A 24,357-nucleotide genomic window follows, 5' to 3' on the forward strand; every position below is an offset into this window, starting at 1 on the left:
GCTAGGCCCCCGCCCCCGCGTCCATCACCGTGCCGCCGATGAGAACGAGCGCGGCGACGATCACCCAGACGATCGGCCAGTAGCGCTTCGGCAGGAGGGGAAGCTCCGCGCTCGGCTCGGCGAAGAGCTGCCGCTCCGCGGCGTTGAGGTGCCGGTAGGCCCGCTCGTAGCGCTCGTTGGCCTCGGCCCACTCGGTGATCCGGCCGCGGTCCTGGCCGTCGCGGTAGAGCCAGTAGCCGCCGGGTATGAGGATCGCCGCGGAGACGAGTGTGCCGCCGACGGTGTCCGCGAGGGAGACGAACGCGAGCGCAGGCGAGATGAGCGTGAGGACCCCGACGGCGACCGCCGCCCACGCCGCGACGCGCTTGCCGGTCGAGGGCTTGTACTTCTCGATGCGCTCGGCGGCGAGCTCGCGCTGCGCGTCGGACTGGCTGCCGTCGGCCTCGCTGGTGGGCTCGGAGCCATTGACGTAGGCCGCGATGTCGCGGCCGAGCTTGTCGGGGTCGCTCGTCGACGAAGCCACGGGATCACTGCTCGCTTTCGGTCGGGAGGGGTCGGGATCCGATAGGGCTCGAGGATAGTCGGCGGCCCGGACGGTCAGCCGCGCTATCCGCGGCCCGCGAATCCGGCGATGTCCAGGGCGGTGGCCACCCCACGGGTCGGGGTCGTCGCCGCGAGCCACGCGGCGCGCTGGTGGACGGCCGCGGCAGTGACCGCCGCCCGGTGGAGCGCCCTCCCCGGCTCACGGTCGCGGTCGATGCCGTCGATGACGGGGCGGGCCGCCCACGCACCGAGGATCCCGGAGAGCACGTCCCCGCTGCCCGGCGTCGCGGCCCAGCCGTGGCCGGCCTCGATGATGGTGGTCTCCCCGCCGCCGGCGACGACGGTGCGCGCACCCTTGAGCAGCACGACGCAGCCGAGCGCCGTCGCCATCGTCTCCGCCGCGCCGATCCGGTCGGCCTCGGGGTCGGGGACCTCCTCGTCGAGGGCGTCGGCGAGCCGGCGGAACTCCCCGGCGTGCGGGGTGATGACCAGCGGCGCCTGGCGTTTCGCCGCGGCGGCGAGCAGCTCCGGGGAGGAGGCCAGCACGGTGAGCGCGTCGGCGTCCGCGACGAGCGGCTCGGGCCTCTCGAGCAGCGCTGCGAGCTCCGCTCTCGCCTCGTCGCCGGTGCCGCGGCCGGGGCCGACGACGAAGGCCTGGACCCGGCCGGTCTCCTCGAGGGTGGGGCTCCACACCGCCTCGGGGAAGCGGTCGAGCACCCGGCCTGCGGCCCCGCCGACGACGCGCACCATCGCGGGCGTCGCGCGCACCGCGCCCGCCGCGGCGAGAACCCCGGCGCCCGGGTAGCGCTCGGAGCCGGCGAGCACGCCGACCACTCCCCCGCTGTACTTGTCGTCGCCCTCCCCCGGCTCGAGGTCGTCGACCCCGCGGAGCGCGATCCTGTCGCCTTCGACGACGCGCACGAGGCGTGCCTCCTTACCCGTCGCCGCCGCGGCGAGCTCCCCGGCGAGGCCCCGGGCCCGGCAGGGCAGGGAGATGTCGCGCAGCGCGACCTTCCCGCACGCGGCGCTGAGCGCGTGGGCGCGGCGCAGCCCGCCGAAGGTGACGGTTGCGGCCGCGGTGACGTGGCCGGGCTGGCCGCCCTTTGACGCGCCGGCCTCGCCCGTGTCGGCGGCCACGCCGCTGGGCACGTCGACGGCGAGGATCGGCACCCCGGCCGCGTCGACGGCGGCAACGGCGCGCGCGGCGGGCTCCTTGAGCGCGGGGCGCCCGCCGAGCCCGGCGATCCCGTCGATGGCCAGGGCGTATCCGCCGGCCTCGGGGGCGTCGTCGAGGACGCGTCCCCCGGCGGCGAGCAAGGCGTCGCGGGCGCGCTCGTGCACTCCGGAGCCCACTAGCAGCGCGTCGACGCGGCGGCCCTCGGCGGCGAGCTCCGCGCCGGCGTAGAGCGCGTCGCCGCCGTTGCCGCCGCTGCCGGCGAGGAGGAGCACCGCGCCGGGCCCGTCGAGCAGCCGGGCGGCCTGCTCGGCGACGGCGTGGGCGGCGGCGCGCATGAGCTCGTCGGGCTCGCGCTGGGCGCCAAGCAGCGGCTCCTCGGCGGCCCTGATCTGCGCGGCGGGGTAGAGCGGGGCGGTGTCGACCATGCCGCCAGTCTAGGGCCGGACGAGGCCGCATCATCCGAAAGAGTGAGGTGCGGCACAAAACCGTTGCACCCCTAACTTAGATGAGGCTATGGTTTAAAGCAGATCGAACGGCCGGGGCAGGTCGGAGCGCCCCGGCCGGGAGATCAAACGGGAAACACAGTGTGTGCGTCCTCACAGGGGTCGTGCCGGGGTGCGGGTTGCCGAGCCGTGTCGGCGACCCGCACCCCCTTTTCGCGTGTGGGGCCGGGCCTATGGTGGGCCGTATGACTTCCACGGCCCCAGAGCGTTCCCCCGAGCCGGGCCTCATCCGCGCCCGGGACGCGCACCTGCACAACCTCAAGCACGTCGACGTCGACCTGCCCCGCGGCCGGCTCGTCGCCGTGACCGGGGTCTCCGGCTCGGGGAAGTCCTCGCTCGCGTTCGGCACGCTGCACGGGGAGGCGCAGCGCCGCTACCTCGAGTCCGTCGCGCCGTTCGCCCGCCGCCTCATCGCCGGCGCCGTCGACCCCAAGGTCGGCAGCGTCGAAGGCCTGCCGCCCTCGGTGGCGCTGGAGCAGTCGAGAAGCGGCGGCTCGGCGCGCTCCACGGTGGGCACGTTCTCCACCCTGTCGAACGCCGTGCGCCTCTTATATTCGCGCTGCGGCGACTACGAGCCCGGCGTCCGGGAGCGCAACGGCGGGCGCCTCGACTCGGACTCCTTCTCCCCGAACACCGCGGTGGGCATGTGCCCCGACTGCCAGGGAACCGGCGTGGTGCACACCCCCGTCGAGGAGACGATGGTGCCCGACCCGGACCTCTCCATCGAGGAGGGCGCGATCCAGGCGTGGCCGGGCGCCTGGGCGGGCAAGAACTTCCACGACATCCTCGAGGCCCTCGGCGTGCCGATGACCACCCCGTGGCGCGAGCTGCCCCAAGAGCAGCGCGACTGGATCCTTTTTACCGACGAGCGGCCCGTCGTCGAGATCAAGCCCATCCGCGGCGCCGACCAGGTGCAGCGCACCTACAAGGGCACGTGGAAGTCGGTGGCGAACTACCTCACCGACACCCTCAAGGAGACCGAGTCGGACTCCCTCCACCGCCGAGTCCTGAGCTACATGCGCCACGAGACGTGCCGCACCTGCGGCGGGCGCCGGCTCGTCAAGGACGCGCTCAAGGTCACCTACCTCGGCTACCGCATCGACGAGCTCGGGGCGCTGAGCCTCGCGGAGCTCTCCCGGGTGCTCTCCGAGCGGGAGGACGCCGTCGTCAACGACGACGGGGACTCCGCCGCCGAGGAGGCCGAGCGCCTCCTGCTCTCCCAGCTCACCCCGACGCTCGGCACCGTCATGGAGCTCGGCATCGGGCACTTGAGCCTCGACCGGGCCGCCTCGACGCTGTCCGCCGGGGAGCTGCAGCGCCTCCGGCTCGCCTCCCAGCTCAAGTCCGGGCTCTTCGGCGTCGCCTACGTCCTCGACGAGCCGTCCGCCGGGCTCCACCCCGAGGAGCGCGCCGCCGTCGCCAGGCTCATGCGCCGCTTCCTCGACGAGGGCAACTCCGTGCTCTTGGTCGAGCACGACATGGAGCTCGTCCGCGGCGCCGACTGGGTCGTCGACGTCGGGCCCCGCGCCGGGGAGCGCGGCGGCGAGGTCCTCTACTCCGGGGAGATCGGCCCCTTCGTCGAGTGGGGCAAGGACCCCGACTGCCCCTCCCCCACCGCCAGGCGCCTCGCCGCCGAAGCCCCCGCCCTCGCCGATACCCCCCGCGAGCCGAGCGGCCGGCTCCGCCTCGGCGGGATCACGGCCCGCAGCATCGACGGCCTCGACCTCGATCTCGGGCTCGGCCAGTTCACCGCCGTGACCGGCGTGTCCGGCTCCGGCAAGTCGACGCTCGTGAGCCGCGTTGTGCCCGAGGCGCTCTCCGAGATCCGCGTCGCCACCAAGGGCAGCGCCGCCGCCCAGGAGTCCGCCGAGCGCTCCGACCTCGCCCCCGGCGAGGAGAACCCCGCATCCCGTATCGAAATCGGCGAGATCAGCGGCCAGGACGCCGTCGACCGGCTCGTGCAGATCACCCAGAAGCCCATCGGGCGCACGCCCCGCTCGACGCTCGCGACGTACACCGGCCTGTGGGACCGGGTGCGCCGCCTCTTCGCCGACACCGACGAGGCGAAAAGGCGCGGCTGGACGGTGACGCGGTTCTCCTACAACACCAACCAGGGCCGCTGCCCGAAGTGCCACGGGCAGGGCAAGATTGAGGTCGAGCTCGTCTTCCTGCCCGGCAGCTATACCACGTGCCCCGAGTGCGGCGGCGCCCGCTTCAACGACGAGGTCTTAGAGGTCGAGTGGAACGGCCGCACCGTCGCCGACATCCTCGCGCTCACCGTCGACGACGCGCTCGAGGCGTTTCGCGGCGACAAGAAGGCCAGCGCCACGCTCGAGGCGCTCCACGCGGTGGGACTCGGCTACCTGAGGCTCGGGCAGGGCGCCCCGGAGCTCTCCGGCGGGGAGGCGCAGCGCATCAAGCTCGCCACCGAGCTGCAGCGCGCCCGCCAGGCGCGCCGGGCGCACACGCTCTACGTGCTCGACGAGCCGACGACGGGGCTGCACCCGGCGGACACGGCGCTGCTCGTCGCGGAGCTCAACCGGCTCGTCGACGCGGGCAATACCGTCGTCGCCGTGGAGCACGACCCCTCGGTCGTCGCGCAGGCCGACCGCGTCGTGGAGCTCGGGCCGGGCGCGGGCTCCGAGGGCGGCCGGATCGTCGCCGACGACACCCCGGCGGGCCTCAGCGCGAAGGACACGCCGACGGGCCGGGTGCTCGCCCGGCTCGCCGGCTAGGTGTACTGCCCGGGATCGTTGATGACACGAGCCCGGGGGTAGTGACACGAAAGGAAGACCTCCGGTAACCGTGGTGGGTGCAAGCAAAATACCCCGCTACGGAACCAGGAGGCCTTCCAGTGACCCACCGTAACGCAACCCTGACCCCTACCGGGCGAGCCGATCTGGTCTCCCTGGTCGTCAACGAGCACTACTCGCTGCGTCGCGCAGCAGAGCGCTGCAACGTCTCCGCCACGACCGCGCACCGGTGGGTGAAGCGCTACCGCAACGGCGAAGGCTTCGACGATCGTTCCAGCAGGCCGCATAGCTGCCCGCACCAGCTCACCGACGAGCAGGAACAGCAGATTGTGGCCATCCGCCGGGACAAGAAGTGGGGCCCGCACCGCATCGCCCCGACCGTTGGGGTGGCCCGCTCCACCGTCGAGCGGGTCTTGCACCGTCATGGCATGCCGCCACTGGCATGCATCGACCAGGCCACCGGGAAACCTTTGCGCAAGCCTCGTCCGAAGCGCTACGAGAAGAAACGCCCCGGCGAGTTGGTGCATGTCGACATCAAGAAACTAGGCAAAATCCCTGAGGGCGGCGGGTGGCGGGCCCACGGGCGTGGCTCTGATCAGGACCGGGCCGCTCGCCGGGCGTCGGATGCCCAGGCCCGGGCTGGCGGCAAACCGGGGCGCGGCTATCGGTACGTGCACCACGCACTCGATGACCACTCGCGGGTGGTCTACTCCGAGATCTTGGACGATGAGCGCGGTGAGACCGCAGCGGGGTTTTGGCGGCGCGCAAAAAGCTACTTCGCCACCCTTGGTGTGCAGGTCACGGCGGTGATGACCGATAACGGGCCGTGTTACTACTCGAAGGTGTTCAACCAAGCGTTGGGCAAGGGCGTCAAGCACCGCTACACGAAGCCCTACCGTCCGCAGACCAATGGGAAGGTGGAGCGCTTCAACCGCACGCTGATGCAGGAGTGGGCCTACGCGAGGGAGTACGACAGCGATGCGGCGCGTGCGGCGACGTATCAGGAGTTCATCGACGACTACAATTGCCGCCGCACCCACACGAGTCTTGGGGGTAAAACCCCCATGTCCCGTGTGACCAACCAACCAGGGCAGTACAGCTAGGACCCGGCCTTCGGGCCACGCCCACCGGCGAGGGGCCCGGGGCGGTTGTTAGACCCGCTCGATGCCGATGGCGACGCCCTGGCCGACGCCGACGCACAGCGTCGCGACGCCGCGGTTGAGGTTGCCCTGCTCGAGGCGGTTGAGCAGCGTGATGGTGATGCGCGAGCCGGAGGAACCCAGCGGGTGGCCGAGCGCGATCGCCCCGCCCCAGGCGTTGACGATCTCCGGGTCGAGGTGGAGGTCGCGCACCGAGGCCACCGACTGCGTGGCGAACGCCTCGTTGATCTCCACGGCGTCGAGGTCGTCGACGCCCCAGCCGGTCTTCTTAAAGAGCTTCTCGGTGGCGGGCACGGGGCCGAGCCCCATGACCTCGGGCTTGACGCCGGCGTTCGCGCCGCCGACGATGCGGGCGCGCGCCTTGAGGTTGTACTTCTCCACGGCCGCCTCGGAGGCGACGATGATCGCCGAGGCGCCGTCGTTGAGCGCCGAGGAGTTACCCGCGGTGACCACGCCGTCCTTCTTTACGACCGGGCGGAGCTTCGCGAGCACCTCGGGCGTGGTGTTGGGGCGCGGGCCCTCGTCGGTGTCGACGATCGTGACGTTGCCCTTGCGGTCCTTGACCTCGACGGGCACGATCTCGGGCTCGAAGCGGCCCGCCTCGATCGCGGCCTTGGCGCGCATCTGGGAGTTATAGGCGAATTCGTCGGCGGTCTCCCGGTCGATGCCCTTGACCTCGGCGACCTCCTCGGCCGTCTCGGGCATGGAGAACGTCGTCTTCTCCTGGGCCTTAAAGATCGGGTTGACGAAGCGCCAGCCGATCGAGGTGTCGAAGATCTGCCCGGGCTTCGCGAACGGCTTCGCGGGCTTCTCGAGGACCCACGGACCCCGCGACATGGACTCCACGCCGCCGGCGACGACGAGGTCGGCCTCCCCGGCCTTGACGAGCGCGGCGGCGGTGTTTATCGCCGTCATGCCCGAGGCGCACAGCCGATTGACGGTGAAGCCGGGCACGTGCTCGGGGTAGCCGTTGAGCAGCCACGCCATGCGCGCGACGTTGCGGTTGTCCTCGCCCGCGCCGTTCGCGTTGCCGAGGATCACCTCGTCGACGTCGCCCGGGTCGATGCCCGCGTCCTCGACGACGCTGCGGATCGCCAGCGCCGCGAGGTCGTCGGGCCGCACCGAGGAAATCGCGCCGCCGTAGCGGCCCACCGGCGTGCGCTTCCCGGAGACGAGCAGGGCGTTCGAGGTCATCGTCTATCAACTCCTGACATCACGGATTCGTATGTGCCACATCATACAGGCCGCGATCGGTGAACTCGGGCGCGCCTAAGGGCGCCCCGGGGCGGCGCCCTTAGGCGCGATAAGCGTGGGCGCGGGCCTTGCGGCGGCGCCTCTTCTGGCAGCCGGGGCACCAGAAGAGATTGCGGCCCTCGACGGTTTCGCGGCTGATGCGGGAGCCGCACACGTAGCACGCCTGGCCCGCCCGCCGGTAGACGTAGACCCCCCCGCCGTGGGCGTCGACCCGCGGCTCGCGGCCCATCGCCTCCGGGGTGTGCTCGGGCTCGACCGTGTCGATCTGCCCGTGGTCGAGAGCGACGTGCATGAGGAAGACGAGGTCCTCCCACATCGCGTCGAGCTCCGCGTCGGTGAGCGTGTTGCCCGGCTGGGCGGGGTGGATGTGGCGCCGGAAGAGCACCTCGGCGCGGAAGATATTGCCCACCCCGGCGAAGAGGTCCTGGCGCAGCAAGAGCGATCCGATCGCCTTCTTCGAGCGCGACACCGTCTTCAAGGCCCGCCCGGCCGCCTCCTCGTTGCGCTCTTTCTCCCCCAGCGGGTCCGCGCCCTGCTTCTTCAAGGCCTCGGCGGCGTCCTCCTCGGTGCACAGCCGGCACCACTGCGGCCCGTGCAGGTCCGCGGCCGTTATCCCGTCGGTGAGCCTCAGGCGCACCTTGCCCACCGGCTCGGCGAGCGGGTGGATGTCGAACTTCCCGATGAGCCCCAGGTGGATCCACACGACCCGCTCCGGGCGGCCGGTGTCGAACGTGAGGAACAGGTGCTTGCCCACCGCGTCCGCCGACTCGAGGGGCAGCCCGTCGATGAGCGCCGCGGAGCTCGAAAACCGCCCCTGGGGGGAGCTCGCCTTAAGTGCGCGCCCCTTCGGGAACGCGCGGCGCAGGTCGCGGGCGAGGCCGTGGATAACGTGTCCTTCGGGCATAACCCCCAAGCTTAAGCAAGCGCTAAACTGTTCCAGGCGCCCACCGGGACGAGGCCTTCACGGGGCTGGGCAACGACACCAGCCGCCGGGCCGCGGCCGGCGCGAGTGGCGCCGAGGTACCTATCCGCGCAACCCGGGAGTGTAAACCGTTGCCCAACCTCGGCTTTGACCGCAGCCGCTACATCCGCCTCCAGTCGGAACACATCAAGAAGCGCCGGGAGGAGCTCGGCGGGAAGCTCTACCTCGAGATGGGCGGGAAGCTCTTCGACGACATGCACGCCTCGCGGGTGCTGCCCGGCTTCACCCCCGACAACAAGATCACCATGCTCGAGGAGCTCAAGGGCGACATCGAGATCCTCGTGTGCGTCAACGCGAAGGACCTGCAGCGCCAGAAGGTCCGCGCCGACTTAAACATCCCGTACGAGGAGGACGTGCTCCGCCTCGTCGACGTGTTCCGCGACCGCGGCTTCCTCGTCAACAACGTCGTCATCACCCAGTACGAGGACGACAACGCGCTGGCCACCGACTTCATCCAGCGGCTCGGCAACCTTGGGCTCAACCCCGTGCGCCACCGCGTCATCCCCGGCTACCCCACCAACACCGACCTCATCCTCAGCGAGGACGGCTTCGGGCGCAACGAGTACGTCGAGACCTCCCGCGACCTCGTCGTCGTCACCGCGCCGGGGCCAGGCTCGGGGAAGCTCGCGACGTGTTTGAGCCAGATCTACCACGACTATCGGCGCGGCCTGGACTCCGGCTACGCGAAGTTCGAGACGTTCCCCATCTGGAACCTCTCGCTCGAGCACCCGGTTAACCTCGCCTACGAGGCGGCCACGGCGGACCTCGACGACATCAACATCATCGACCCGTTCCACCTCGCGGCCTACGGCAAGCAGGTCACGAGCTACAACCGCGACGTCGAGGTCTTCCCGCTTTTGAAGTCCATGCTCGAGCGGCTGCGCGGACACTCCCCCTACCAGTCGCCCACCGACATGGGGGTGAACATGGCGGGCTACTGCATCAGCGACGACGAGGCGTGCCGGGAGGCGGCCCGCAACGAGATCATCCGCCGCTACTACAAGGCCCGCGTCACAGAGACGATCGAGGGCCGTGACCCGCTCGAGTCCGACCGCATCGCGATGGTCATGAGCAAGGCCGGCTGCCACGCGCGCGATCGCGTCGTCGTCAAGCCCGCCCTCGAGGTCGAGGCCGCCACCGGGGAGCCGGCTTCCGCGATCGAGCTGCCCGACGGGCACGTCGTCACCGGCAAGACCTCGGAGCTGCTCGGCTGCTCCTCGGCGATGCTGCTCAACGCGCTGAAGTACCTCGCCGGCATCGACGACGAGGTGCGGCTGCTCTCCCCGGACTCCATCGAGCCGATCCAGACGCTCAAGACCGAGCACCTCGGCTCGCGCAACCCGAGGCTCCACACCGACGAGGTGCTCATCGCCCTGTCGGTCTCGGCCGCCCGGGACGAGGCGGCGCGCCGCGCGCTCGCGGAGCTGAAGAACCTCTCGGGGTGCGACTGCCACACCACGACGATCCTCGGCAACGTCGACGAGTCAATCTTCCGAAACCTCGGGGTGCTCGTGACCTCCGAGTCGAAGTTCCAGCGCAAGACCCTCTACCGCAAGCGCAGGTAGAATCGCGCCCATGAGTGTCGTGAAGATCAACGCCCTGACCGTGCCCGCCGAGCGCCGCGACGTCCTCGAGGACCGCTTCGCCCACCGCAAGCACGCGGTCGACTCGGCCCCCGGCTTCGAGGGCTTCCAGCTCCTGCGCCCCACCGGCGACAACGAGGAGCGCTACTTCGTCGTCACCCAGTGGGCGAGCGAGGAGGACTTCGCGAACTGGCGCGACAACCGCGCCGCCGCGGCGCACGCCGGCCCCCACGGCGACAGCTCGGACGGCCCCGCCGCGACCGGCGCGGAGCTCCTGGAGTTCGAGGTCGTCCTCGACTCTCGCGAGGATTAGCGCCAAAAACCGGGAGGCCGGCCCGATCGGGGCCGGCCGCTAGACCGCGGGGTTGCCGGTGATGCCCACTGGCGCGGCGAAGAACACCCAGAACATGGCGTGGGGCAGAAGCACCCAAAAAACGCCCATCCACGGCCGCCAGCGCACGAAGCGGCGCAGCTTGCGCAGCATCATCCACGCGCACGCCGCCACGCCGAGGGCGGGCAGCACGCAGCTGCCGATCGACCAGGCCAGCTCCCAGCCGCGGGAGCACAGCCATGTCGCCGCGCCCGCCTCGCAGTAGGGCCCGCCCGCGATGCGGCCGGCCACCGCGATGAGCAGCGAGGCGAGCACCGACGCGATCGGAACGGCGATGAGCAGCCGGATCGCCTGCCTCGTCGAGCGCTCCCCCTCGCTGGCGATCTGCCCCGGGTCCGGCTGGTCGGCCAGCTCGTCGACGCTCCGCGGCTCGGGCGGCAGCAGGTTCGTCTGGTCCGCGTTCGAGCGCAGGTCGTTCTCCGGGTGCTCCCGGGAGGAGCGGTCTTCGTCCTCCCTACGGAAGCGCCACTGCTCGCGGCGCTTTTTCGCCTCCCGGGCGCGCGCAGAGAGGTCGAAGCGCCACTCGTTCCCGCCGCGCCCGGCGTCCCCTTCTGCGTCGTTGCGATCCGTGCTCACGCCCCCAAACTTAAGCCCTCCAGCGGCCCCGCCGTAAGTGCCTCGCTAGCGCGGGTTCACCCGCAGGTCGGTGATCTGCGCGTCCGCGGGCGCCTCGAGGGCGTGGCGCACCGAGCGCGCGACCGTCGCCGGGTCGACGTAACGCTCCGGGGTGTAGTCCTCCCCCCAGCGCCGCGGTCACCTGCCGCTGCATGCCCGTGGCGACGCGGCCCGGGTAGACCGACGTGGCGCGCACGTCGCGCTCCTCGGCGCGCAGCGCGTCGAGCCACGCGCGCGCAGCGTGCTTCGCCGCCGAGTACGCCGACCAGCGCGGCGACGAGTGCAGGCCCGCGCCCGAGTTGATGTAGACGACGTGCCCGCCGGCGCCGGTCGCGCCGGGCGCGCGGCGCAGCCTCGGCAGCAGCAGGCGGGTGAGCTCGACGGGGGCGTGGAGGTTGACCGCCAGGGAGCGCTCCCAATCATCGCGGGTCGTCTCCGCGACGGCGCCAAGCGGCGCGACGCCGGCGCTGTGCACGACCGCGTCGAGGGAGGGTACCCGGTCGAGCGCCTCGTCGAGCGGGCCGGCCTGCCCCTCGAGCGGCCGGGTGAAGTCGGCCTGCCACGTGCTGGCCTCGGCAAGGCCCTCCGGCTCGCGGGTGCCGTAATGGGCGGTGACCCCCCACCCCGAGTCGAGGAGCTCCCGGGCGATGGCGCGGCCGATGCCGCCGCTGGTTCCGGTCACGAGTGCGTGAGGCATAGTCGGTGAGAACCACCTTTCGCGCGAAGCGAGCGTCGTACCTTTCCTGACGCCCGCCAGTCTAGGAGGCGCGGGGCGGCTCCGCGGCGGGAAAGAGCACGGTCGGCACGGAGATGTGGCCGAGGAAGGTGCGCATCGACGAGCCGGCGAACACCCGCTCCAGCGGCCCCGCCGGCTGTGAGCCGAGGCAGAGGATGTCGCCCTTCTTCCACTTGAGCGCCCCGATCGCGCCGGACCAGCCGCGGCCGGTCGCGACGCTGGAGGTGAGCTCGAGGTCGGGGTATCGTTCGGCGAGCTGGTCGCGCACCCGGTCGAGCTGCGCGAGCGCGTGCTCGCGCCACTCGGTGGTGTGCTCGAGCCCGGGCTCCGAGGCGTCCTCGAGGGGCGCGTCCGCGATCCCGGACGGGGAGAACACGAGCAGCCGGAGCTTCGCTCCGACCTCGCTGGCGAGCATCGCCGCGGCGTCGAGCGCCGGGTTGGAGCCGGCGTGCGCGGCGTCGAGGTAGCCGAAGTTCACCCGCTTGATGCCCCGCTTCGCGAGGGTGACCTTCTTCGGCGCGAGCGCCAGCGGCCGCGGGGAGGAGTAGAGCAGCGCCTCGGCGATGGACCCGGGCCGGAAGCGGCCCGCGGGCCCGGCGGCGCGGGAGCCGACGATGACGACCGACGTGTCGAAGTCCTCGGCGGCGCGGGTGATGAGCTCGTCCTCGGTGGGCCCGTCGAGGAACACCGAGTAGTTCTCGTTCCACTGGCGCCGCGGCACGCCCGCCTCGTCGAGGGCGTGGGCGACGGCCCGCTCGCAGGCGAGCGACTGCTTGCCCAGCCAGCGCTGGTACTTCGCGCTGCGCTTGGGCAGCGCGGGCCAGGGCCGCTGGTGGGTGGTGACGACGCGCAGCTCGACCGGCAGGGTCCTGGCGAGCCACGCCGCGAGTGTTAGCGGCTCGGCGCCCGTCGACTCGGGCCGCCAGGCCACGAGGACGCGGAGGGTCCGGGGGACGAGGGACTCTGATCGGGCCACGTGCTTCTCTCCGGGGCTTGACTCGCTGGGGGAATAAGGACGCTTCCCCTCATTATGGCCGGCGGCCCCCGCCCGGCCGCGCACCCGGTGCCCCGGAGCCGCTACAGCTCGATGTGCGGGGTCTGCTCCAGCAGGCTCGCGTACTTCTCCGCGAGGCGCAGCACGAGGTGGGAGACCTTCTCGAGCTCCTGGAGGTCCTCCTCGGAGAGGACCTCGAGCATCTTGGCGAAGTACTGGTTGCGCTCGCTGGTGACGCGCTCGAGGGCGGCGCGGCCCTCGTCGGTGATGTGGACGCGCACGCCCCGGCGGTCGGAGGAGTCGCGCACCCGGTCGAGGTAGCCCCGGTTGGCGAGCTGGTGCACCGCGTTGGAGGCGGTGGGCATCTGAATGTTCTGGCGGCGCGCCAGCTCGCTCGTGCGGGCCTCGCCCCCGTCGGCGAGCTGCTTGAGCAGGCACACCTGCGGCGAGGTGAGGTCCGAGCTGCCGGTCGCCCTGGCGTGCATGACGTAGAGCTGAGTCAGCGCGGGACGGATCCGCGCGGCGAGATCCGCGGCAGTCGAAGAAGTCATGGCCGAAAGCATAGCGTAATTCCTCCGCGAAAACGGAATTACCGCCCGCGCATTTCGTTACAAAACCGTTATACTTCGACGGCTAAGTTGAGGAATGCGTCGGCCTTGGCGCGGGGCCGGGCCGCCGATCCGCGCGCGGAGTCGGCGTTTGACCTGCACAGACGCATGCTCCCGGGCAGCGGGAGCCGCGTTCCACTTTATGGTTACCCGCTGAAAATGGTCTACCTCATTCGAGCGGGGAGATTGTTCAATACGCCTCACCCGGGCCCGCGGAGCCCGATTGTGAGGAAGCATTCATAAACGGATCACCGCCAGCTGGTAAAGGTCTCACAATTGCTAAAACAATTCCCGCCAACTCGCCCGGAACGCGGCGCGATGCCGGGGCCTAGCCGGCTCGCTACAGTGGGGAAAATGCACTCGCCCATCGTCTACGGCCACGCGATCAGCCACGAGCTCGAGCGCCGCCGCGTCCTGGGCAACTGGCGGGCCGGGCGCGTGCCGCGCCGGGACCTCTGCGACGCGGACTTCCTGCTGCGCACCGCGTCGAGTTACCACGGCCACGCCGCCGACGAGCCGTGCCCGGTGTGCGAGTCCGAGCAGTTGCGCCACGTCAAGTGGGTCTACGGCACCCAGCTCGGGCGGCGGGGCAACACCGCCCGCGAGGACTGGGAGATCGAGGAGATCGTCGACGCCTACGGGGAGATCACCGTCCACCTCGTCGAGGTGTGCCCGGAGTGCGGCTGGAACTTCCTCCTGCGTGAGATGATCGCCTACCCCGGCGAGCGCCGCGAGGGCCGAGCCTGAGTATCAGCTGTGAGACGGGCGTGCGGGCGGCGCCGATTGCGTTTCGCCGCCGCCCGGGCGGGCAGTACGCTCCAGAGTTAACGACCAGCACCAGAGAGTGACAGGGGCTAGCTATACGTGTCTGAGAACGAGTCCCAAGGGCAGGCGACGACGAGCGCCCCCGACGCGGAAGACGGCAACGGCGCCGACAACGAGCGCTCGCGCAGCTTCCTATCCAGCCACCCTGTGTTGTGGTGGCTGGTCGTGGCCGTGCTGCTCATGCTCATCGTGCCACTCGCGGTCTTCGGCATCGCCTACTCCCAGGCGGAGGTCCCCGAGCCGGAGGAGCAGAGCGCCAAGCAGGTCTCGCAGATCCTCGCCTCCGACTCGGAGACCGAGCTCGCGCGGATCGTGCCGCCCGAGGGCAACCGCCAGCAGGTGACCCTCGAGCAGGTGCCTAAGCACACCCAGGACGCGGTGCTCGCCGCCGAGGACCGCGAGTTCTGGAGCAATCCGGGCTTCTCCCTGTCGGGCTTCGTGCGCGCGGTGATCGGCCAGGTCACCGGCAACGACTCCGCCGGCGGCGGCTCGACGATCACGCAGCAGTACGTGAAGAACACGCTCGTCGGCAACGAGCGCACCGTGCAGCGCAAGCTCCGCGAGCTCGTCTACTCTGCGAAGATGACGCGCGAGTGGTCGAAGGAGGAGATCCTCGCCGGCTACCTCAACACCGTTTACTTCGGCCGCAACGCCTACGGCATCTCCGCCGCCGCCGACGCCTACTTCGGCAAGCCCGTCGAGGAGCTCACCGTCGAGGAGTCCGCGGTGCTCGCCGCCGCGATCCAGCGGCCGAGCGAGCTCGACCCGTGGAACAACCGCGAGGAGGCAGAGCAGCGCTGGAACTACGTGCTCGACGGCATGGTCGGCATGGGCGAGCTTCCGCCCGAGGAGCGCGAGGGCATGGAGTATCCCGAAACCCGCGACCCGGCCGAGTACGAGCCCTACACGGAGGCCACCGGCCCCAACGGGCTCATCAAGGACCAGGTCATTCGGGAGCTCGAGGCGAAGGGCGTCGACGAGCAGGACGTCACCACCGGCGGGCTGAAGATCACCACGACGATCGACGCGCAGGCCCAGCAGCAGCTCGTCGACAGCGTCAACGAGATCCTCGAGACGCAGAATGACAACATCCGCACTGGTGTCGTCTCCGTCGAGCCGAGCACCCAGGCGGTGCGCGCCTACTACGGCGGCGAGGAGGCCAACGGCTGGGACTATGCAAACGCCCCGGTGCCCACCGGCTCGGCGTTCAAGATCTTCGGGCTGGCCGCCGCGCTCGAGCAGGGCATCCCGCTGAGCACCCAGTACTCCTCGGACCCGGTGACCCTGCCGGGCGACATCACCGTCGAGAACGTCGACGGCAACGTGTGCGGCTACTGCAGCATCGAGGAGGCGCTCAAGCGCTCGCACAACACGAGCTTCATCCGCCTCCAGGACGACCTCGAGAACACGACCCAGGACACCGCCGACATGGCGCACGCCCTCGGCATCGCCCGCTCCCTGCCGGGCATCGACGAGACCCTCACGGAGAACGGCGAGCAGCCCTACGAGGGCATCGTGCTCGGCCAGTACCAGTCCCGCCCGTGGGACATGGCCATCGCGCTGGGCACCCTGACCAACCGCGGCGTCTGGCACGACCCGCACTTCGTGCAGCGCGTCGAGAACGCCCGCGGCGATGTCCTCTACGAGTGGGAGGACACTGCCGGGGAGCGGCGCGTGAGCGCCCAGGTCGCCGACAACGTCATCCAGGCGATGGAGCCCATCGCCGCGTGGTCGAACAACAACGACCTTGCCGGCGGGCGGCCCTCGGCGACGAAGACGGGCACCACCCAGCTGGGCGACACCGGCTACAACCAGGACGCCTGGCTCGTCGGCTCCACCCCGCAGCTCTCCACGGCGGTGTGGGTCGGCACCGAGGACAACTCGCCGCTGGTCACCCCGTGGGGCGGGCAGGTCTACGGCTCCGGGCTGCCGATCGACATCTGGAAGCGCTTCATGGACCAGGCCCTCGAGGGCGAGGAGATCAAGCCCTTCCCCGACGCCCAGCCGGTCACGTGGGGCGACGGCAACTACGGCGGCGGCGGCAACCCGGGCGACCCGCAGGGCTACGTGCCGCAGCAGCCGCAGCAACAGCAGCAGGTGCCCCAGCAGCAGGCCCCGCAGCAGCAACAGCCGGTCCAGCCGCAGCAGCCCGCCCCCCAGCAGCCGGCGCAGCCGCAGCAGCCGACGGGCAACGCGCCGGCCGCGCCCGCGCCCCGCGAGGGCGAGGGCGAGCAGGACGCCGCCCCGGAGGCCCCCGTGGACACCGGCGAGCCGCAATAAGCCCCGGTGACCTGCCGAGCCGCGGGTGGGCGATTCGCCCACCCGCGGTTTTTTCGCTACCCTGAGCAAGTTGCTCGACGCAACGACCCTCCTGCCCCGGCCGACGACGTACACAGGCCGGGGCCGACATTTCAAACCAAGACCATAGGAGGTGACAAGGCACGTGCGTCACTACGAAGTGATGATCATTCTCGATCCCCAGCAGGATCAGCGCACCGTGGCTCCGTCTCTGGAGAGGTACCTCGACGTCGTCCGCAAGGAGAACGGCAACGTCGAGAACGTCGACGTGTGGGGCAAGCGCCACCTGGCGTACCCCATCAACAAGAAGGACGAGGGCATCTACGTGGTGGTCAACCTCGAGTGCGAGCCCGACACCGTCAAGGAGTTCGACCGGCTCATCAGCCTGAGCGACTCGGTGCTGCGCTCGAAGGTCCTGCGCACCGACGCGTAGCTCGGGTTAGACTCAGGGCCCACCGCTAAGACTTCAGGACGGGGGACAACCGTATGGCACAGGGAGAGACTCCGATCACCGTCGTTGGCAATTGCGTCAACGACCCGGAGCTGCGATTCACCCCGAACGGCGCGGCGGTCGCGAACTTCCGGATCGCCTCCACGCCGCGGCGATTCAACTCGCGGGAGAACCGTTGGGAGGACGGCGAGGCGCTCTTCTTGACGTGCAACGTGTGGCGCCAGGCGGCGGAGAACGTCGCCGAGACGCTCGCGAAGGGCATGCGCGTCATCGTCAACGGGCGGCTGCGCCAGCGCTCCTACCAGAACCGCGAGGGCGAGAACCGGACCGTCTACGAGATCGAGGTCGACGAGGTCGGCCCGTCGCTGAAATTCGCGACCGCGCAGATCAACCGCAACCCCCGCGAGGGCGGCGGTTCCGGCGGCGGCCGGGGCGGCTTCGGCGGCCAGTCCTCCCAGCAGGGCGGCGGCTTCTCGCCGGGGCCGCAGGGCGGCTTCGGCGGCGGCCAGTCGAACTCCCAGCCGGACAACGACCCGTGGAACTCCGCGCCGAGCACCGGGGGCTTCGAGGGCGACGACCAGGACCCCCCGTTCTAAGCAGAGCACACCCGCGGTATGCGGTCGGTGGGCCACGAGATAGGCACCACGATCCACGTACCTCACAGTAGAGAAAGGCAGGGATCATGAAGCTGATCCTCAACACTGCCGTTGAGCACCTCGGGGACGCGGGCGACGTCGTCGAGGTGAAGGACGGCTACGGGCGCAACTACCTGCTCCCGCGCGGCCTCGCCATCCCGGCGACCGAGGGCGCGATCAAGCAGGCCGACGAGATTCGCCGCGCCCAGAAGGAGCGCGAGATCCGCGACCGCGACCACGCTCGCGAGATCCGCGACCAGCTCGACGTGCTCACCGGCGTGACTATCGCCATGCGCACGTCCGGCAAGGGCAAGCTCTTCGGCTCGGTGAGCCGCGACGACATCGCGGACGCCGTCGAGAAGGCCGGCGGCCCGAAGCTCGACAAGCACACCATCGACCTGCCGAAGCGGCTCGTGAAGTCGACCGGCAAGTACCGGGTGCTCGCCGACCTCGCCAAGGGCATCCAGGGCAAGATCGATTTCGAGGTCGTCTCCGTGTAACGAATCGTGGAAGGCGGCGGCCCGCGCCTGAAGAAGCGGGCCACACTAGACAACAGCGCACCACCAGCCCCGCGCCGCGACCGGCGTCGGGGCTGGTGGTGTCTCTGGGGGTCGTTTCTCCCCGCCCGGCGTTATTCACACCCGCCTGCGCGGCCTGTGGATAACTGTGGCCGGCCGTGTGGATTATTCCCGCAGGTCGCGGGGCCGGAAGGTTAGTATCGGACAACCAGTCGGTCGTCAAATGCCCAGTTCGCGCGGCGTGTCGCGGCTGAACGCTCGGTACTTTTCCCTTAGAAACGCCGCTGAGCTGGGAAAACCTGTAGGTCGGCAGATCGTAACTTGCGATTCACGACGCGCGCGAAGTTGTGCACAGAGTTATCCCCAGGCCGACCTGGGATTCGTCGAGAGCCTGTGGAGGACGCTGTGGACAATCGCGCTGGGGCGAGTTGCGGGCGCCGCGCCTCGGCGTCCCGCGCGGCTCTCGGGGACCGGCACGGTGGCGCTACGATAGACGCGCCGAACGGCCGTCGGCCGAGAGAGAGTCAACCGAGTGTGCGGGGGTTGTGGCGATGAGTGCAGCTGAGTCGGCGCCCGAGCCGGCCGACGTCATCTACGACGGGCCGGCCGAGGAGCGTTCCAACCGGTCCCGCGGCGGCCGGGGGCGCGACGAGGGCTTCAGGCAGCCGCCCAGCGACCGAGAGGCCGAGCAGGGCGTGCTCGGCGCGATGCTGCTCAGCCGCGACGCCGTGGCCGACGTCATCGAGGTGCTCACCAACCCGGACGAGTTCTACCACCCGGGCCACGGGATGATCTTCCAGACGATCCTCAACCTCTACAGCGAGGGCGAGGCCATCGACGCGGTGATCGTCTCCGACCGGCTGGGTCGGCAGAACCAGATCGACCGGGTCGGCGGGCCGACCTACCTGCACACCCTCGTGCAGAGCACACCTACGCCAGCGAACGCGCGCTACTACGCGCGCATCGTCGCGGAGAAGGCCACGCTGCGCCGCCTCGTCGCCGCGGGCACGCGCATCGCGCAGCTCGGCTACGACGGCGCCGAGGGCGCGGAGATCGAGGGCATCGTCGACCTCGCGCAGCAGGAGGTCTACGGGGTCACCCGGCAGCAGACCACCGAGGACTACTCCCCCATCTCGGAGATCCTCGAGTCCACACTCGACGAGCTCGACGAGATCGCCACCCAGGGCGGCCTCGCGAAGGGCGTGCCCACCGGGTTCACCGACCTCGACAACCTCACCCAGGGGCTGCATGGCGGGCAGATGATCATCATCGCCGCGCGCCCCGGCGTCGGAAAGTCGACGCTCGCCCTCGACTTCGCGCGCTCCGCGGCGATCGGCAACGGCTACACCTCCGCGATTTTCTCGCTCGAGATGTCGAAGACCGAGATCGCCACCCGCGTGCTCTCCGCGGAGACGGAGGTGAAGCTCCAGGACATGCGCGCGGGCCGGATGGACGACCTCGCCTGGGAGAAGCTCGCCACCAAGCTCGACAAGATCAGCTCCGCGCCGCTCTACATCGACGACTCCCCCAACCTCACCGCGATGGAGATCAGGGCCAAGGCGCGCCGGCTCAAGGAGCAGCACGACCTCAAGCTCATCGTCGTCGACTACCTGCAGCTCATGACCTCGGGTCACAAGGTCGAGTCCCGACAGCAGGAGGTCTCGGAGTTCTCGCGCCAGCTCAAGCTGCTGGCCAAGGAGCTCGACGTGCCGCTCGTGGCGATCTCGCAGCTCAACCGCGGCCCGGAGAACCGCACCGACCGCCGCCCCCAGCTTTCCGACCTGCGTGAATCCGGCGCCCTCGAGCAGGACGCCGACATCGTCATGCTGCTCTACCGGCCCGACTCGCAGGACCGCGAGGATGAGCGCGCCGGCGAGGCGGACATCATCCTCGCGAAGCACCGCGGCGGGCCCATCGACGAGGTGACGGTCGCCCACCAGCTCCACTACTCGCGCTTCGCGAACCTCGCGCGCGGCTAGCCGCTACGCGCGGTGGGGCTTCAAGCCCCGCAGCCGCAGCGAGTTGAGCACGACGAACACCGAGGACAACGCCATCGCGACCCCGGCGAGCATCGGGTTGAGCAGCCCCAGCGCCGCGACGGGCACGAGGAGCACGTTGTAGAGGAACGCCCAGGCCAGGTTCCCCTTGATGGTCCTCAGGGTCGAGCGCGACAGCCGGAGCGCGTCGATGATCCCGGCGACGTCGTTGCGCAGCACCGTGATGTCCGCCGCGTTGATCGCGGTCTCCGCGCCGGACTGCATGGCGATCCCAAGGTCCGCGCGGGCCAGTGCCGCCGCGTCGTTGAGGCCGTCGCCCGCGACCGCGACGCGCGTGCCCGCGTCGTGGAGTCGCTCGACGGCGCGCAGCTTGTCCTGCGGGGTCGCGTGCGCGGTGACGCGCTCCGGCGGAATCCCGACGGCCTCCGCGGCCCAGCGGGCCGCGGCCTCGTTGTCGCCCGTGAGCAGCGCGGGCTTGACGCCCATCTCGCGCAGCGTCGCGACGTCCTCGGCGGAGTGCTCCCGGATCTCGTCGCTGAGGTAAATCGAGCCGAGCGGCTCGCCGGCGCGGGTGATCGCCACCGCGGTGAGCCCAGTCCGATCGGCGCCGGGAACCGCGGCCTCCGGCCGGGTGAGGGTGACGCGCGCCCCGTGAACGGTGCCCGCGATCCCGCTGCCGGGGATCGCCTCGACGGCGGACGCCTCGGGAGCGTCGGGGACGGCCGTGGCGATGGCCCGGCCGATGGGGTGCTCGCTCCCGGCCTCCACGGCGGCGGCCAGGGCCAGCAGCTCCTCGCGGCCGACGCCGTCGGCCGGCTCAACCCGCGCGATGGTCATCTCCCCGGTCGTCATCGTGCCCGTCTTGTCGATGAGCACCTCCTCGACCCCGGCGGCGGCCTCGAGGACCTGCGCGCCCCGGATGACGAGGTTGAGCTTCGCCCCCTGCTCCGTGGCGACCATGATCGCCAGCGGGGTCGCCAGGCCGAGGGCGCACGGGCACGCCACGATGAGCACCGCGACGGCGCTCGTGAACGCGGCCTCCGCCCCCTGCCCGGCGATGAGGTGCCCGAGAAGCGTGAGCGCGGAGATCACGAGGATCCCCGGCACGAAGTACAGGCTCACCCGGTCGACGAGCTGCTGGATTGGCGCGCGCGACTCCTGGGCGTCGGCGATGAGCCGACCCAGCTGCGAGAGCGTGCTCTCGTCGGCGGCGGCGGTGACCTCGACGATGAGGCGCCCGTTGCCGTTCACCGCGCCGGCGGGCGCGTGGTCGCCCTCGGCGACCTCCGCGGGGTGGCTCTCCCCAGTCAGGAGCGACACCTCGAGCGCGGAGGCGCCCTCGACGACCGTGCCGTCGAGCGGCACGAGCTCCCCGGGCCGCACGAGCACCCGCTCCCCGACCGCGACGTCGGCGGTGTCGACGATCGCCTGAGCGCCGTCGCGCAGCACCGTACAGCGCGGCGCCTGGCGCTCCTGGAGGTCGTGGAGCGTCGAGCGCGAGGACGTCTTCGCGCGATCCTCGAGCAGCTTCCCGACGAGAAGCACCGTGACGACCACGGCGGCGGTCTCGAAGTAAATCTCGTCGTGCGCGCCCGAGGCGGTCAGCGAGAACTCCATGCGCATCGCGGCATCCCCCGCGGAGCCGAACAGCAGCGCCCAGAGCGACCACAGGTACGCCGCTGTCGTCCCCAGGGACACCAGGGTGTCCATGGTGACCCCGCCGTGCCGCAGGTTGGTCAGCGCCGTGCGGTGGAAGGGCCACCCGCCCCACAGGTACACGGGCGTGGTCAGGGCGAGGACCACCCACTGCCAGTACGGGAACTGCAGCGGGGGAACCATGCTCACGACGAGCACCGGGAGGCTCAGCGCGGCGGAAACGAGCAGCCGCACCCCCCTATCGGTGCGCCACCACGGGCGGCGCGCTTCCTCCTCGTCCCCCGCCGCCGAGGCGGCCTGCCCTCCCTGAAGCTCGGCGGCGTCGTAGCCCGCGGCCCGCACCGCGGCGATGAGCTCGTCGAGGCTGGGGCCGGACGGCTCGACGCTCACCCGGGCGGTCTCGGTGGCGATGCTCACCCGGGCGTCGACGCCGGGCAGCTTGTTGAGCTTCTTCTGCACCCGCGCGGAGCAGGCGCTGCAGCTCATCCCGGAGACCGCGAGGGAAAGCTCCCGGCGGTCCTCTTCCTTGGTATCCGGCATGGATCTAGCGGACCTGGTAGCCGGCCTCGTCCACCGCAGCGCGGACCGCCGCGTCGTCGACGTCCGCCCCGGTGACGGAGAGGCGCCCGGAATCCAGGTCGACGTCGACGTTCTCGACGCCGTCCACGCCGGAGACCTCCGCGGTCACGGCGTTGACGCAGCCCTGGCAGTGCATGCCCTCGACGGTGAAGTTCTTGGTCGTAGACATAACGGCAACCTCCATAAATCACGTGCGGGCGCGGGACCTCCCGCGCCGTGTAACCCCAAGGATAAAGCGCCGGGGACCCCGGCGGAAGACCCACTCGGCGCGGTTTCGACGGGGAATAAGAACAAGCCCGGTGCCGTTGGGCTGGACACGCGGGGTCGGAGAGACCGGCTCTGTAACCGTTAGGATGAGGATATGTCTACCGTTGATGTGACGACCGACAATTTCGAGAAGACCGTCGAGGGCGAGGGCATCGTCTTCGTCGACGCGTGGGCCTCGTGGTGCGGGCCGTGCCGCCAGTTCGCCCCCACCTTCGAGAAGGCGTCCGAGGAGCACCCCGACCACACCTTCGCGAAGCTCGACACCGAGGCGCACCAGGACCTGGCCGCTGCCCTCGAGATTCAGTCGATCCCGACGATCATGGCGTTCCGCGACGGCATCCTCGTCTACCGCGACGCCGGCGCTCTGCCGCCGAACGCGTTCCAGGACCTCATCAAGCAGGTCGAGGACCTCGACATGGACGAGGTGCGCAAGCAGGTGGCGGAGCAGAACGCCCAGTAGGTCCCGCCGCCGCACCGAATAATCCCCCGGCCGCTGAGCACGAGGCTCGGCGACCGGGGGATATTCATTCACGAATGAATCCCGACGCCCCGAGCTGGGCGATCACTCCCGGCGGTAGGACATGAGGACCCCGCGGATCCCCGCGTGGAAGCCGTCCCTCAGGCTCACCCGCTGGGTCTCGCTGAGCGTGTACTCGTGGAGCGTCTCGCAGGCGAACTGCAGCAACGGCCGATCCACCTCGGGGGGAAGCCCGCCCCCGGAGAGCATGTGCGCGTTGTCGCGCTGCTCCGTGGTCGCGGCGTTCGAGTACCACCACACTGCGTACTGCTGCCCCACGTCGTACGGGGTCTGGAATCCGGCGCTCGCCCACACCTCATTCGGCAGAGGCACGTAGCGGGAGCGCAGCTTCCGCTTCTTCGCCATCATCGACGGCTTCGGCCGGTCGCTGCCGCTGTCCCGACAGGGATCGCCGGAGCTCTTGCGGTCCTCTCCCCCGCTCGGTTCACTCGGCGTCGCGTCGGCCGAGCGGCGAGGGTGCTCCGCCTGGGAGGTGGCGTCCGCCTCCTCCGTGGCCGCCGCGGTAGGGGTCGCCGGCGCTTCGGGCTTCTCCGGGTCGGTGCTGGGCGGCTGCTCCCCCACGTCCTGGCCGGCCGCCGGATCGTCTCGCTGGTCGTCCTGGTCCTCGGGCTTGTTCCGCACGACCGGAGGGATTGGGCCCTCGAGAACCTCGAGCTTCATCGTGTCGGCGAAGTCCTCGCGCGGGTCGAGGATCGTGGTGGTGTCGCAGGAGTGGCGCAGCGCGGAGGACATCGAGTCCCACCCGAAGCCGTAGAGGTGAACCCGGGAGCCCGCGAGGGCGGCCTCGTTCACGCCTGGGATCATGTCCGCGTCGCCCGAGACGAGCACCATGTCGGAGCACTGTTGGTGAACACCGGCGAGGACCATGTCCGCGACGAGTCGAGTGTCGACGCCCTTCTGGGTACGGCGGTCGCCCCACTCGATGAGCTGGCCGGAGCGAAGCTGGACGCCGTCGCAGGTGCGTAGCGCGCGCTGGTAACGGTGCGGGCCGGAATCGGGGATGCCGTCGTACCAGTACTGGCGGTGGATGGGTTGGGAGAGCTGGTTCTCGATCTTCGTGTTGAGGGTATCGACGACCTTAGGAAGGTCGATCTCCAGCTGAGACCGGGCGCCGGTCTCCCAGGAGTTGTAGAAGCTGGCTAATAAGTAAGAGGTGTCGACAAAAACTAGGGTCCGTTGAAGCATCGGCTAAATCCGTTCGTCGTTGACTAAGCGGTCACGTCATCAAGTCTGCCCCACTTGGCCCGGACTAGTCGACGGCCCGCCTCACTGGCGAGTCGGCCGTAATCGTCGG

Annotated in this window: 22 protein-coding genes; 11 read left to right on the forward strand and 11 right to left on the reverse strand. The window is 70.5% G+C overall.

The genetic code is table 11. The annotated features are described in order from the left end of the window. Position 1: 1 nt before the first annotated feature. Together HMPREF9719_RS09155 and HMPREF9719_RS09160 are read right to left on the reverse strand one after the other, a co-directional pair. On the reverse strand, positions 2 to 523 hold the full coding sequence (locus HMPREF9719_RS09155; RefSeq protein ID WP_004601712.1) for a hypothetical protein: 522 nt from the start codon (positions 521 to 523) through the stop codon (positions 2 to 4). Positions 524 to 606: 83 nt separating this feature from the next. Beyond that, positions 607 to 2,145, reverse strand: a complete 1,539-nt coding sequence (locus HMPREF9719_RS09160; RefSeq protein WP_004601713.1) for a bifunctional ADP-dependent NAD(P)H-hydrate dehydratase/NAD(P)H-hydrate epimerase — start codon at positions 2,143 to 2,145, stop codon at positions 607 to 609. A gap of 263 nt (positions 2,146 to 2,408) precedes the next feature. On the opposite strand from HMPREF9719_RS09160, the gene HMPREF9719_RS09165 reads away from it, so the two are divergent. Then, entirely contained in the window at positions 2,409 to 4,958 is a 2,550-nt protein-coding gene (locus tag HMPREF9719_RS09165; protein WP_004601714.1) for an ATP-binding cassette domain-containing protein, read from the forward strand. A gap of 119 nt (positions 4,959 to 5,077) precedes the next feature. Beyond that, positions 5,078 to 6,079, forward strand: coding sequence for an IS481 family transposase (locus HMPREF9719_RS09170; RefSeq protein WP_004601715.1), 1,002 nt, complete (start codon positions 5,078 to 5,080; stop codon positions 6,077 to 6,079). 48 nt (positions 6,080 to 6,127) lie between these two features. Here HMPREF9719_RS09170 and HMPREF9719_RS09175 read toward each other — a convergent pair whose 3' ends face one another. Beyond that, positions 6,128 to 7,330, reverse strand: coding sequence for a thiolase family protein (locus HMPREF9719_RS09175; RefSeq protein WP_004601716.1), 1,203 nt, complete (start codon positions 7,328 to 7,330; stop codon positions 6,128 to 6,130). Positions 7,331 to 7,430: 100 nt separating this feature from the next. Next, entirely contained in the window at positions 7,431 to 8,294 is an 864-nt protein-coding gene (locus HMPREF9719_RS09180; RefSeq protein WP_004601717.1) for an Fpg/Nei family DNA glycosylase, read from the reverse strand. A 149-nt stretch (positions 8,295 to 8,443) separates the two neighbouring features. On the opposite strand from HMPREF9719_RS09180, the gene HMPREF9719_RS09185 reads away from it, so the two are divergent. Together HMPREF9719_RS09185 and HMPREF9719_RS09190 are read left to right on the forward strand one after the other, a co-directional pair. Continuing rightward, the gene (locus tag HMPREF9719_RS09185; protein ID WP_004601718.1) at positions 8,444 to 9,937 is read left to right on the forward strand and encodes a DUF1846 domain-containing protein; all 1,494 of its coding nucleotides are present in this window, start codon (positions 8,444 to 8,446) and stop codon (positions 9,935 to 9,937) included. Between the two features lie 10 nt (positions 9,938 to 9,947). Further along, positions 9,948 to 10,268 carry an antibiotic biosynthesis monooxygenase family protein gene (locus HMPREF9719_RS09190; RefSeq protein WP_004601719.1) on the forward strand — a complete coding sequence of 107 codons (321 nt, stop codon included), beginning with the start codon at positions 9,948 to 9,950 and terminating at the stop codon, positions 10,266 to 10,268. Positions 10,269 to 10,307: 39 nt separating this feature from the next. Here the strand turns inward: HMPREF9719_RS09190 and HMPREF9719_RS09195 are convergent, their stop codons facing one another. The 4 genes from HMPREF9719_RS09195 to HMPREF9719_RS09210 all read right to left on the reverse strand — a co-directional run bounded on the left by HMPREF9719_RS09195 (position 10,308) and on the right by HMPREF9719_RS09210 (position 13,242). Further along, complete coding sequence (locus HMPREF9719_RS09195) at positions 10,308 to 10,922, reverse strand: hypothetical protein (RefSeq protein ID WP_004601720.1); 615 nt, start codon at positions 10,920 to 10,922, stop codon at positions 10,308 to 10,310. 10 nt (positions 10,923 to 10,932) lie between these two features. Continuing rightward, positions 10,933 to 11,658: an SDR family NAD(P)-dependent oxidoreductase gene (locus tag HMPREF9719_RS09200; protein ID WP_004601721.1), complete on the reverse strand. Its 726-nt coding sequence runs from the start codon at positions 11,656 to 11,658 to the stop codon at positions 10,933 to 10,935. A 61-nt stretch (positions 11,659 to 11,719) separates the two neighbouring features. Further along, the gene (locus HMPREF9719_RS09205) at positions 11,720 to 12,673 is read right to left on the reverse strand and encodes a universal stress protein (protein WP_004601722.1); all 954 of its coding nucleotides are present in this window, start codon (positions 12,671 to 12,673) and stop codon (positions 11,720 to 11,722) included. Between the two features lie 101 nt (positions 12,674 to 12,774). Beyond that, positions 12,775 to 13,242 (reverse strand): MarR family winged helix-turn-helix transcriptional regulator, encoded by a 468-nt coding sequence (locus HMPREF9719_RS09210; protein ID WP_237737905.1) that lies wholly within the window; start codon positions 13,240 to 13,242, stop codon positions 12,775 to 12,777. 375 nt (positions 13,243 to 13,617) lie between these two features. Between HMPREF9719_RS09210 and HMPREF9719_RS09215 the strand changes: the two genes are divergently transcribed. From HMPREF9719_RS09215 to dnaB, 6 genes are all read left to right on the forward strand, one after another. Beyond that, on the forward strand, positions 13,618 to 14,046 hold the full coding sequence (locus HMPREF9719_RS09215) for a DUF5318 family protein (protein WP_004601724.1): 429 nt from the start codon (positions 13,618 to 13,620) through the stop codon (positions 14,044 to 14,046). A gap of 117 nt (positions 14,047 to 14,163) precedes the next feature. Continuing rightward, a complete protein-coding gene (locus tag HMPREF9719_RS09220) occupies positions 14,164 to 16,404 on the forward strand; it encodes a transglycosylase domain-containing protein (protein ID WP_004601725.1) in 2,241 nt (746 codons plus the stop codon). Positions 16,405 to 16,567: 163 nt separating this feature from the next. Further along, positions 16,568 to 16,855: a 30S ribosomal protein S6 gene (gene rpsF, locus HMPREF9719_RS09225; RefSeq protein ID WP_004601726.1), complete on the forward strand. Its 288-nt coding sequence runs from the start codon at positions 16,568 to 16,570 to the stop codon at positions 16,853 to 16,855. A gap of 53 nt (positions 16,856 to 16,908) precedes the next feature. Continuing rightward, positions 16,909 to 17,469, forward strand: a complete 561-nt coding sequence (locus HMPREF9719_RS09230) for a single-stranded DNA-binding protein (RefSeq protein WP_004601727.1) — start codon at positions 16,909 to 16,911, stop codon at positions 17,467 to 17,469. 86 nt (positions 17,470 to 17,555) lie between these two features. Beyond that, positions 17,556 to 18,008 (forward strand): 50S ribosomal protein L9, encoded by a 453-nt coding sequence (gene rplI, locus HMPREF9719_RS09235; RefSeq protein WP_004601728.1) that lies wholly within the window; start codon positions 17,556 to 17,558, stop codon positions 18,006 to 18,008. 569 nt (positions 18,009 to 18,577) lie between these two features. After that, positions 18,578 to 20,005, forward strand: a complete 1,428-nt coding sequence (dnaB, locus tag HMPREF9719_RS09240; RefSeq protein WP_004601729.1) for a replicative DNA helicase — start codon at positions 18,578 to 18,580, stop codon at positions 20,003 to 20,005. A gap of 3 nt (positions 20,006 to 20,008) precedes the next feature. Here the strand turns inward: dnaB and HMPREF9719_RS09245 are convergent, their stop codons facing one another. Both HMPREF9719_RS09245 and HMPREF9719_RS09250 read right to left on the reverse strand, forming a co-directional pair. Continuing rightward, positions 20,009 to 22,219, reverse strand: coding sequence for a heavy metal translocating P-type ATPase (locus tag HMPREF9719_RS09245; protein WP_004601730.1), 2,211 nt, complete (start codon positions 22,217 to 22,219; stop codon positions 20,009 to 20,011). 4 nt (positions 22,220 to 22,223) lie between these two features. Beyond that, entirely contained in the window at positions 22,224 to 22,427 is a 204-nt protein-coding gene (locus HMPREF9719_RS09250) for a heavy-metal-associated domain-containing protein (protein ID WP_004601731.1), read from the reverse strand. Between the two features lie 192 nt (positions 22,428 to 22,619). On the opposite strand from HMPREF9719_RS09250, the gene trxA reads away from it, so the two are divergent. Further along, positions 22,620 to 22,985, forward strand: a complete 366-nt coding sequence (gene trxA, locus HMPREF9719_RS09255) for a thioredoxin (RefSeq protein ID WP_004601732.1) — start codon at positions 22,620 to 22,622, stop codon at positions 22,983 to 22,985. A 102-nt stretch (positions 22,986 to 23,087) separates the two neighbouring features. Here trxA and HMPREF9719_RS09260 read toward each other — a convergent pair whose 3' ends face one another. After that, positions 23,088 to 24,248, reverse strand: coding sequence for an NYN domain-containing protein (locus HMPREF9719_RS09260; protein WP_004601733.1), 1,161 nt, complete (start codon positions 24,246 to 24,248; stop codon positions 23,088 to 23,090). Positions 24,249 to 24,357 lie beyond the last annotated feature (109 nt).

This window comes from Corynebacterium otitidis ATCC 51513, from assembly GCF_000296405.1.
GTDB lineage: Bacteria > Actinomycetota > Actinomycetes > Mycobacteriales > Mycobacteriaceae > Corynebacterium > Corynebacterium otitidis.

What these genes read in the sequence shown, in the direction of transcription:
- HMPREF9719_RS09160 (WP_004601713.1), bottom strand. Translation starts at nt 2,145, where the DNA reads ATGGTCGACACCGCCCCGCTCTACCCCGCCGCGCAGATCAGGGCCGCC.
- HMPREF9719_RS09260 (WP_004601733.1), bottom strand. Translation starts at nt 24,248, where the DNA reads ATGCTTCAACGGACCCTAGTTTTTGTCGACACCTCTTACTTATTAGCC.
- trxA (WP_004601732.1), top strand. Translation starts at nt 22,620, where the DNA reads ATGTCTACCGTTGATGTGACGACCGACAATTTCGAGAAGACCGTCGAG.
- HMPREF9719_RS09245 (WP_004601730.1), bottom strand. Translation starts at nt 22,219, where the DNA reads ATGCCGGATACCAAGGAAGAGGACCGCCGGGAGCTTTCCCTCGCGGTC.
- HMPREF9719_RS09180 (WP_004601717.1), bottom strand. Translation starts at nt 8,294, where the DNA reads ATGCCCGAAGGACACGTTATCCACGGCCTCGCCCGCGACCTGCGCCGC.
- HMPREF9719_RS09230 (WP_004601727.1), top strand. Translation starts at nt 16,909, where the DNA reads ATGGCACAGGGAGAGACTCCGATCACCGTCGTTGGCAATTGCGTCAAC.
- rplI (WP_004601728.1), top strand. Translation starts at nt 17,556, where the DNA reads ATGAAGCTGATCCTCAACACTGCCGTTGAGCACCTCGGGGACGCGGGC.
- HMPREF9719_RS09250 (WP_004601731.1), bottom strand. Translation starts at nt 22,427, where the DNA reads ATGTCTACGACCAAGAACTTCACCGTCGAGGGCATGCACTGCCAGGGC.
- HMPREF9719_RS09215 (WP_004601724.1), top strand. Translation starts at nt 13,618, where the DNA reads ATGCCGGGGCCTAGCCGGCTCGCTACAGTGGGGAAAATGCACTCGCCC.
- HMPREF9719_RS09200 (WP_004601721.1), bottom strand. Translation starts at nt 11,658, where the DNA reads ATGCCTCACGCACTCGTGACCGGAACCAGCGGCGGCATCGGCCGCGCC.
- HMPREF9719_RS09210 (WP_237737905.1), bottom strand. Translation starts at nt 13,242, where the DNA reads ATGACTTCTTCGACTGCCGCGGATCTCGCCGCGCGGATCCGTCCCGCG.
- HMPREF9719_RS09175 (WP_004601716.1), bottom strand. Translation starts at nt 7,330, where the DNA reads ATGACCTCGAACGCCCTGCTCGTCTCCGGGAAGCGCACGCCGGTGGGC.
- HMPREF9719_RS09165 (WP_004601714.1), top strand. Translation starts at nt 2,409, where the DNA reads ATGACTTCCACGGCCCCAGAGCGTTCCCCCGAGCCGGGCCTCATCCGC.
- dnaB (WP_004601729.1), top strand. Translation starts at nt 18,578, where the DNA reads ATGAGTGCAGCTGAGTCGGCGCCCGAGCCGGCCGACGTCATCTACGAC.
- HMPREF9719_RS09190 (WP_004601719.1), top strand. Translation starts at nt 9,948, where the DNA reads ATGAGTGTCGTGAAGATCAACGCCCTGACCGTGCCCGCCGAGCGCCGC.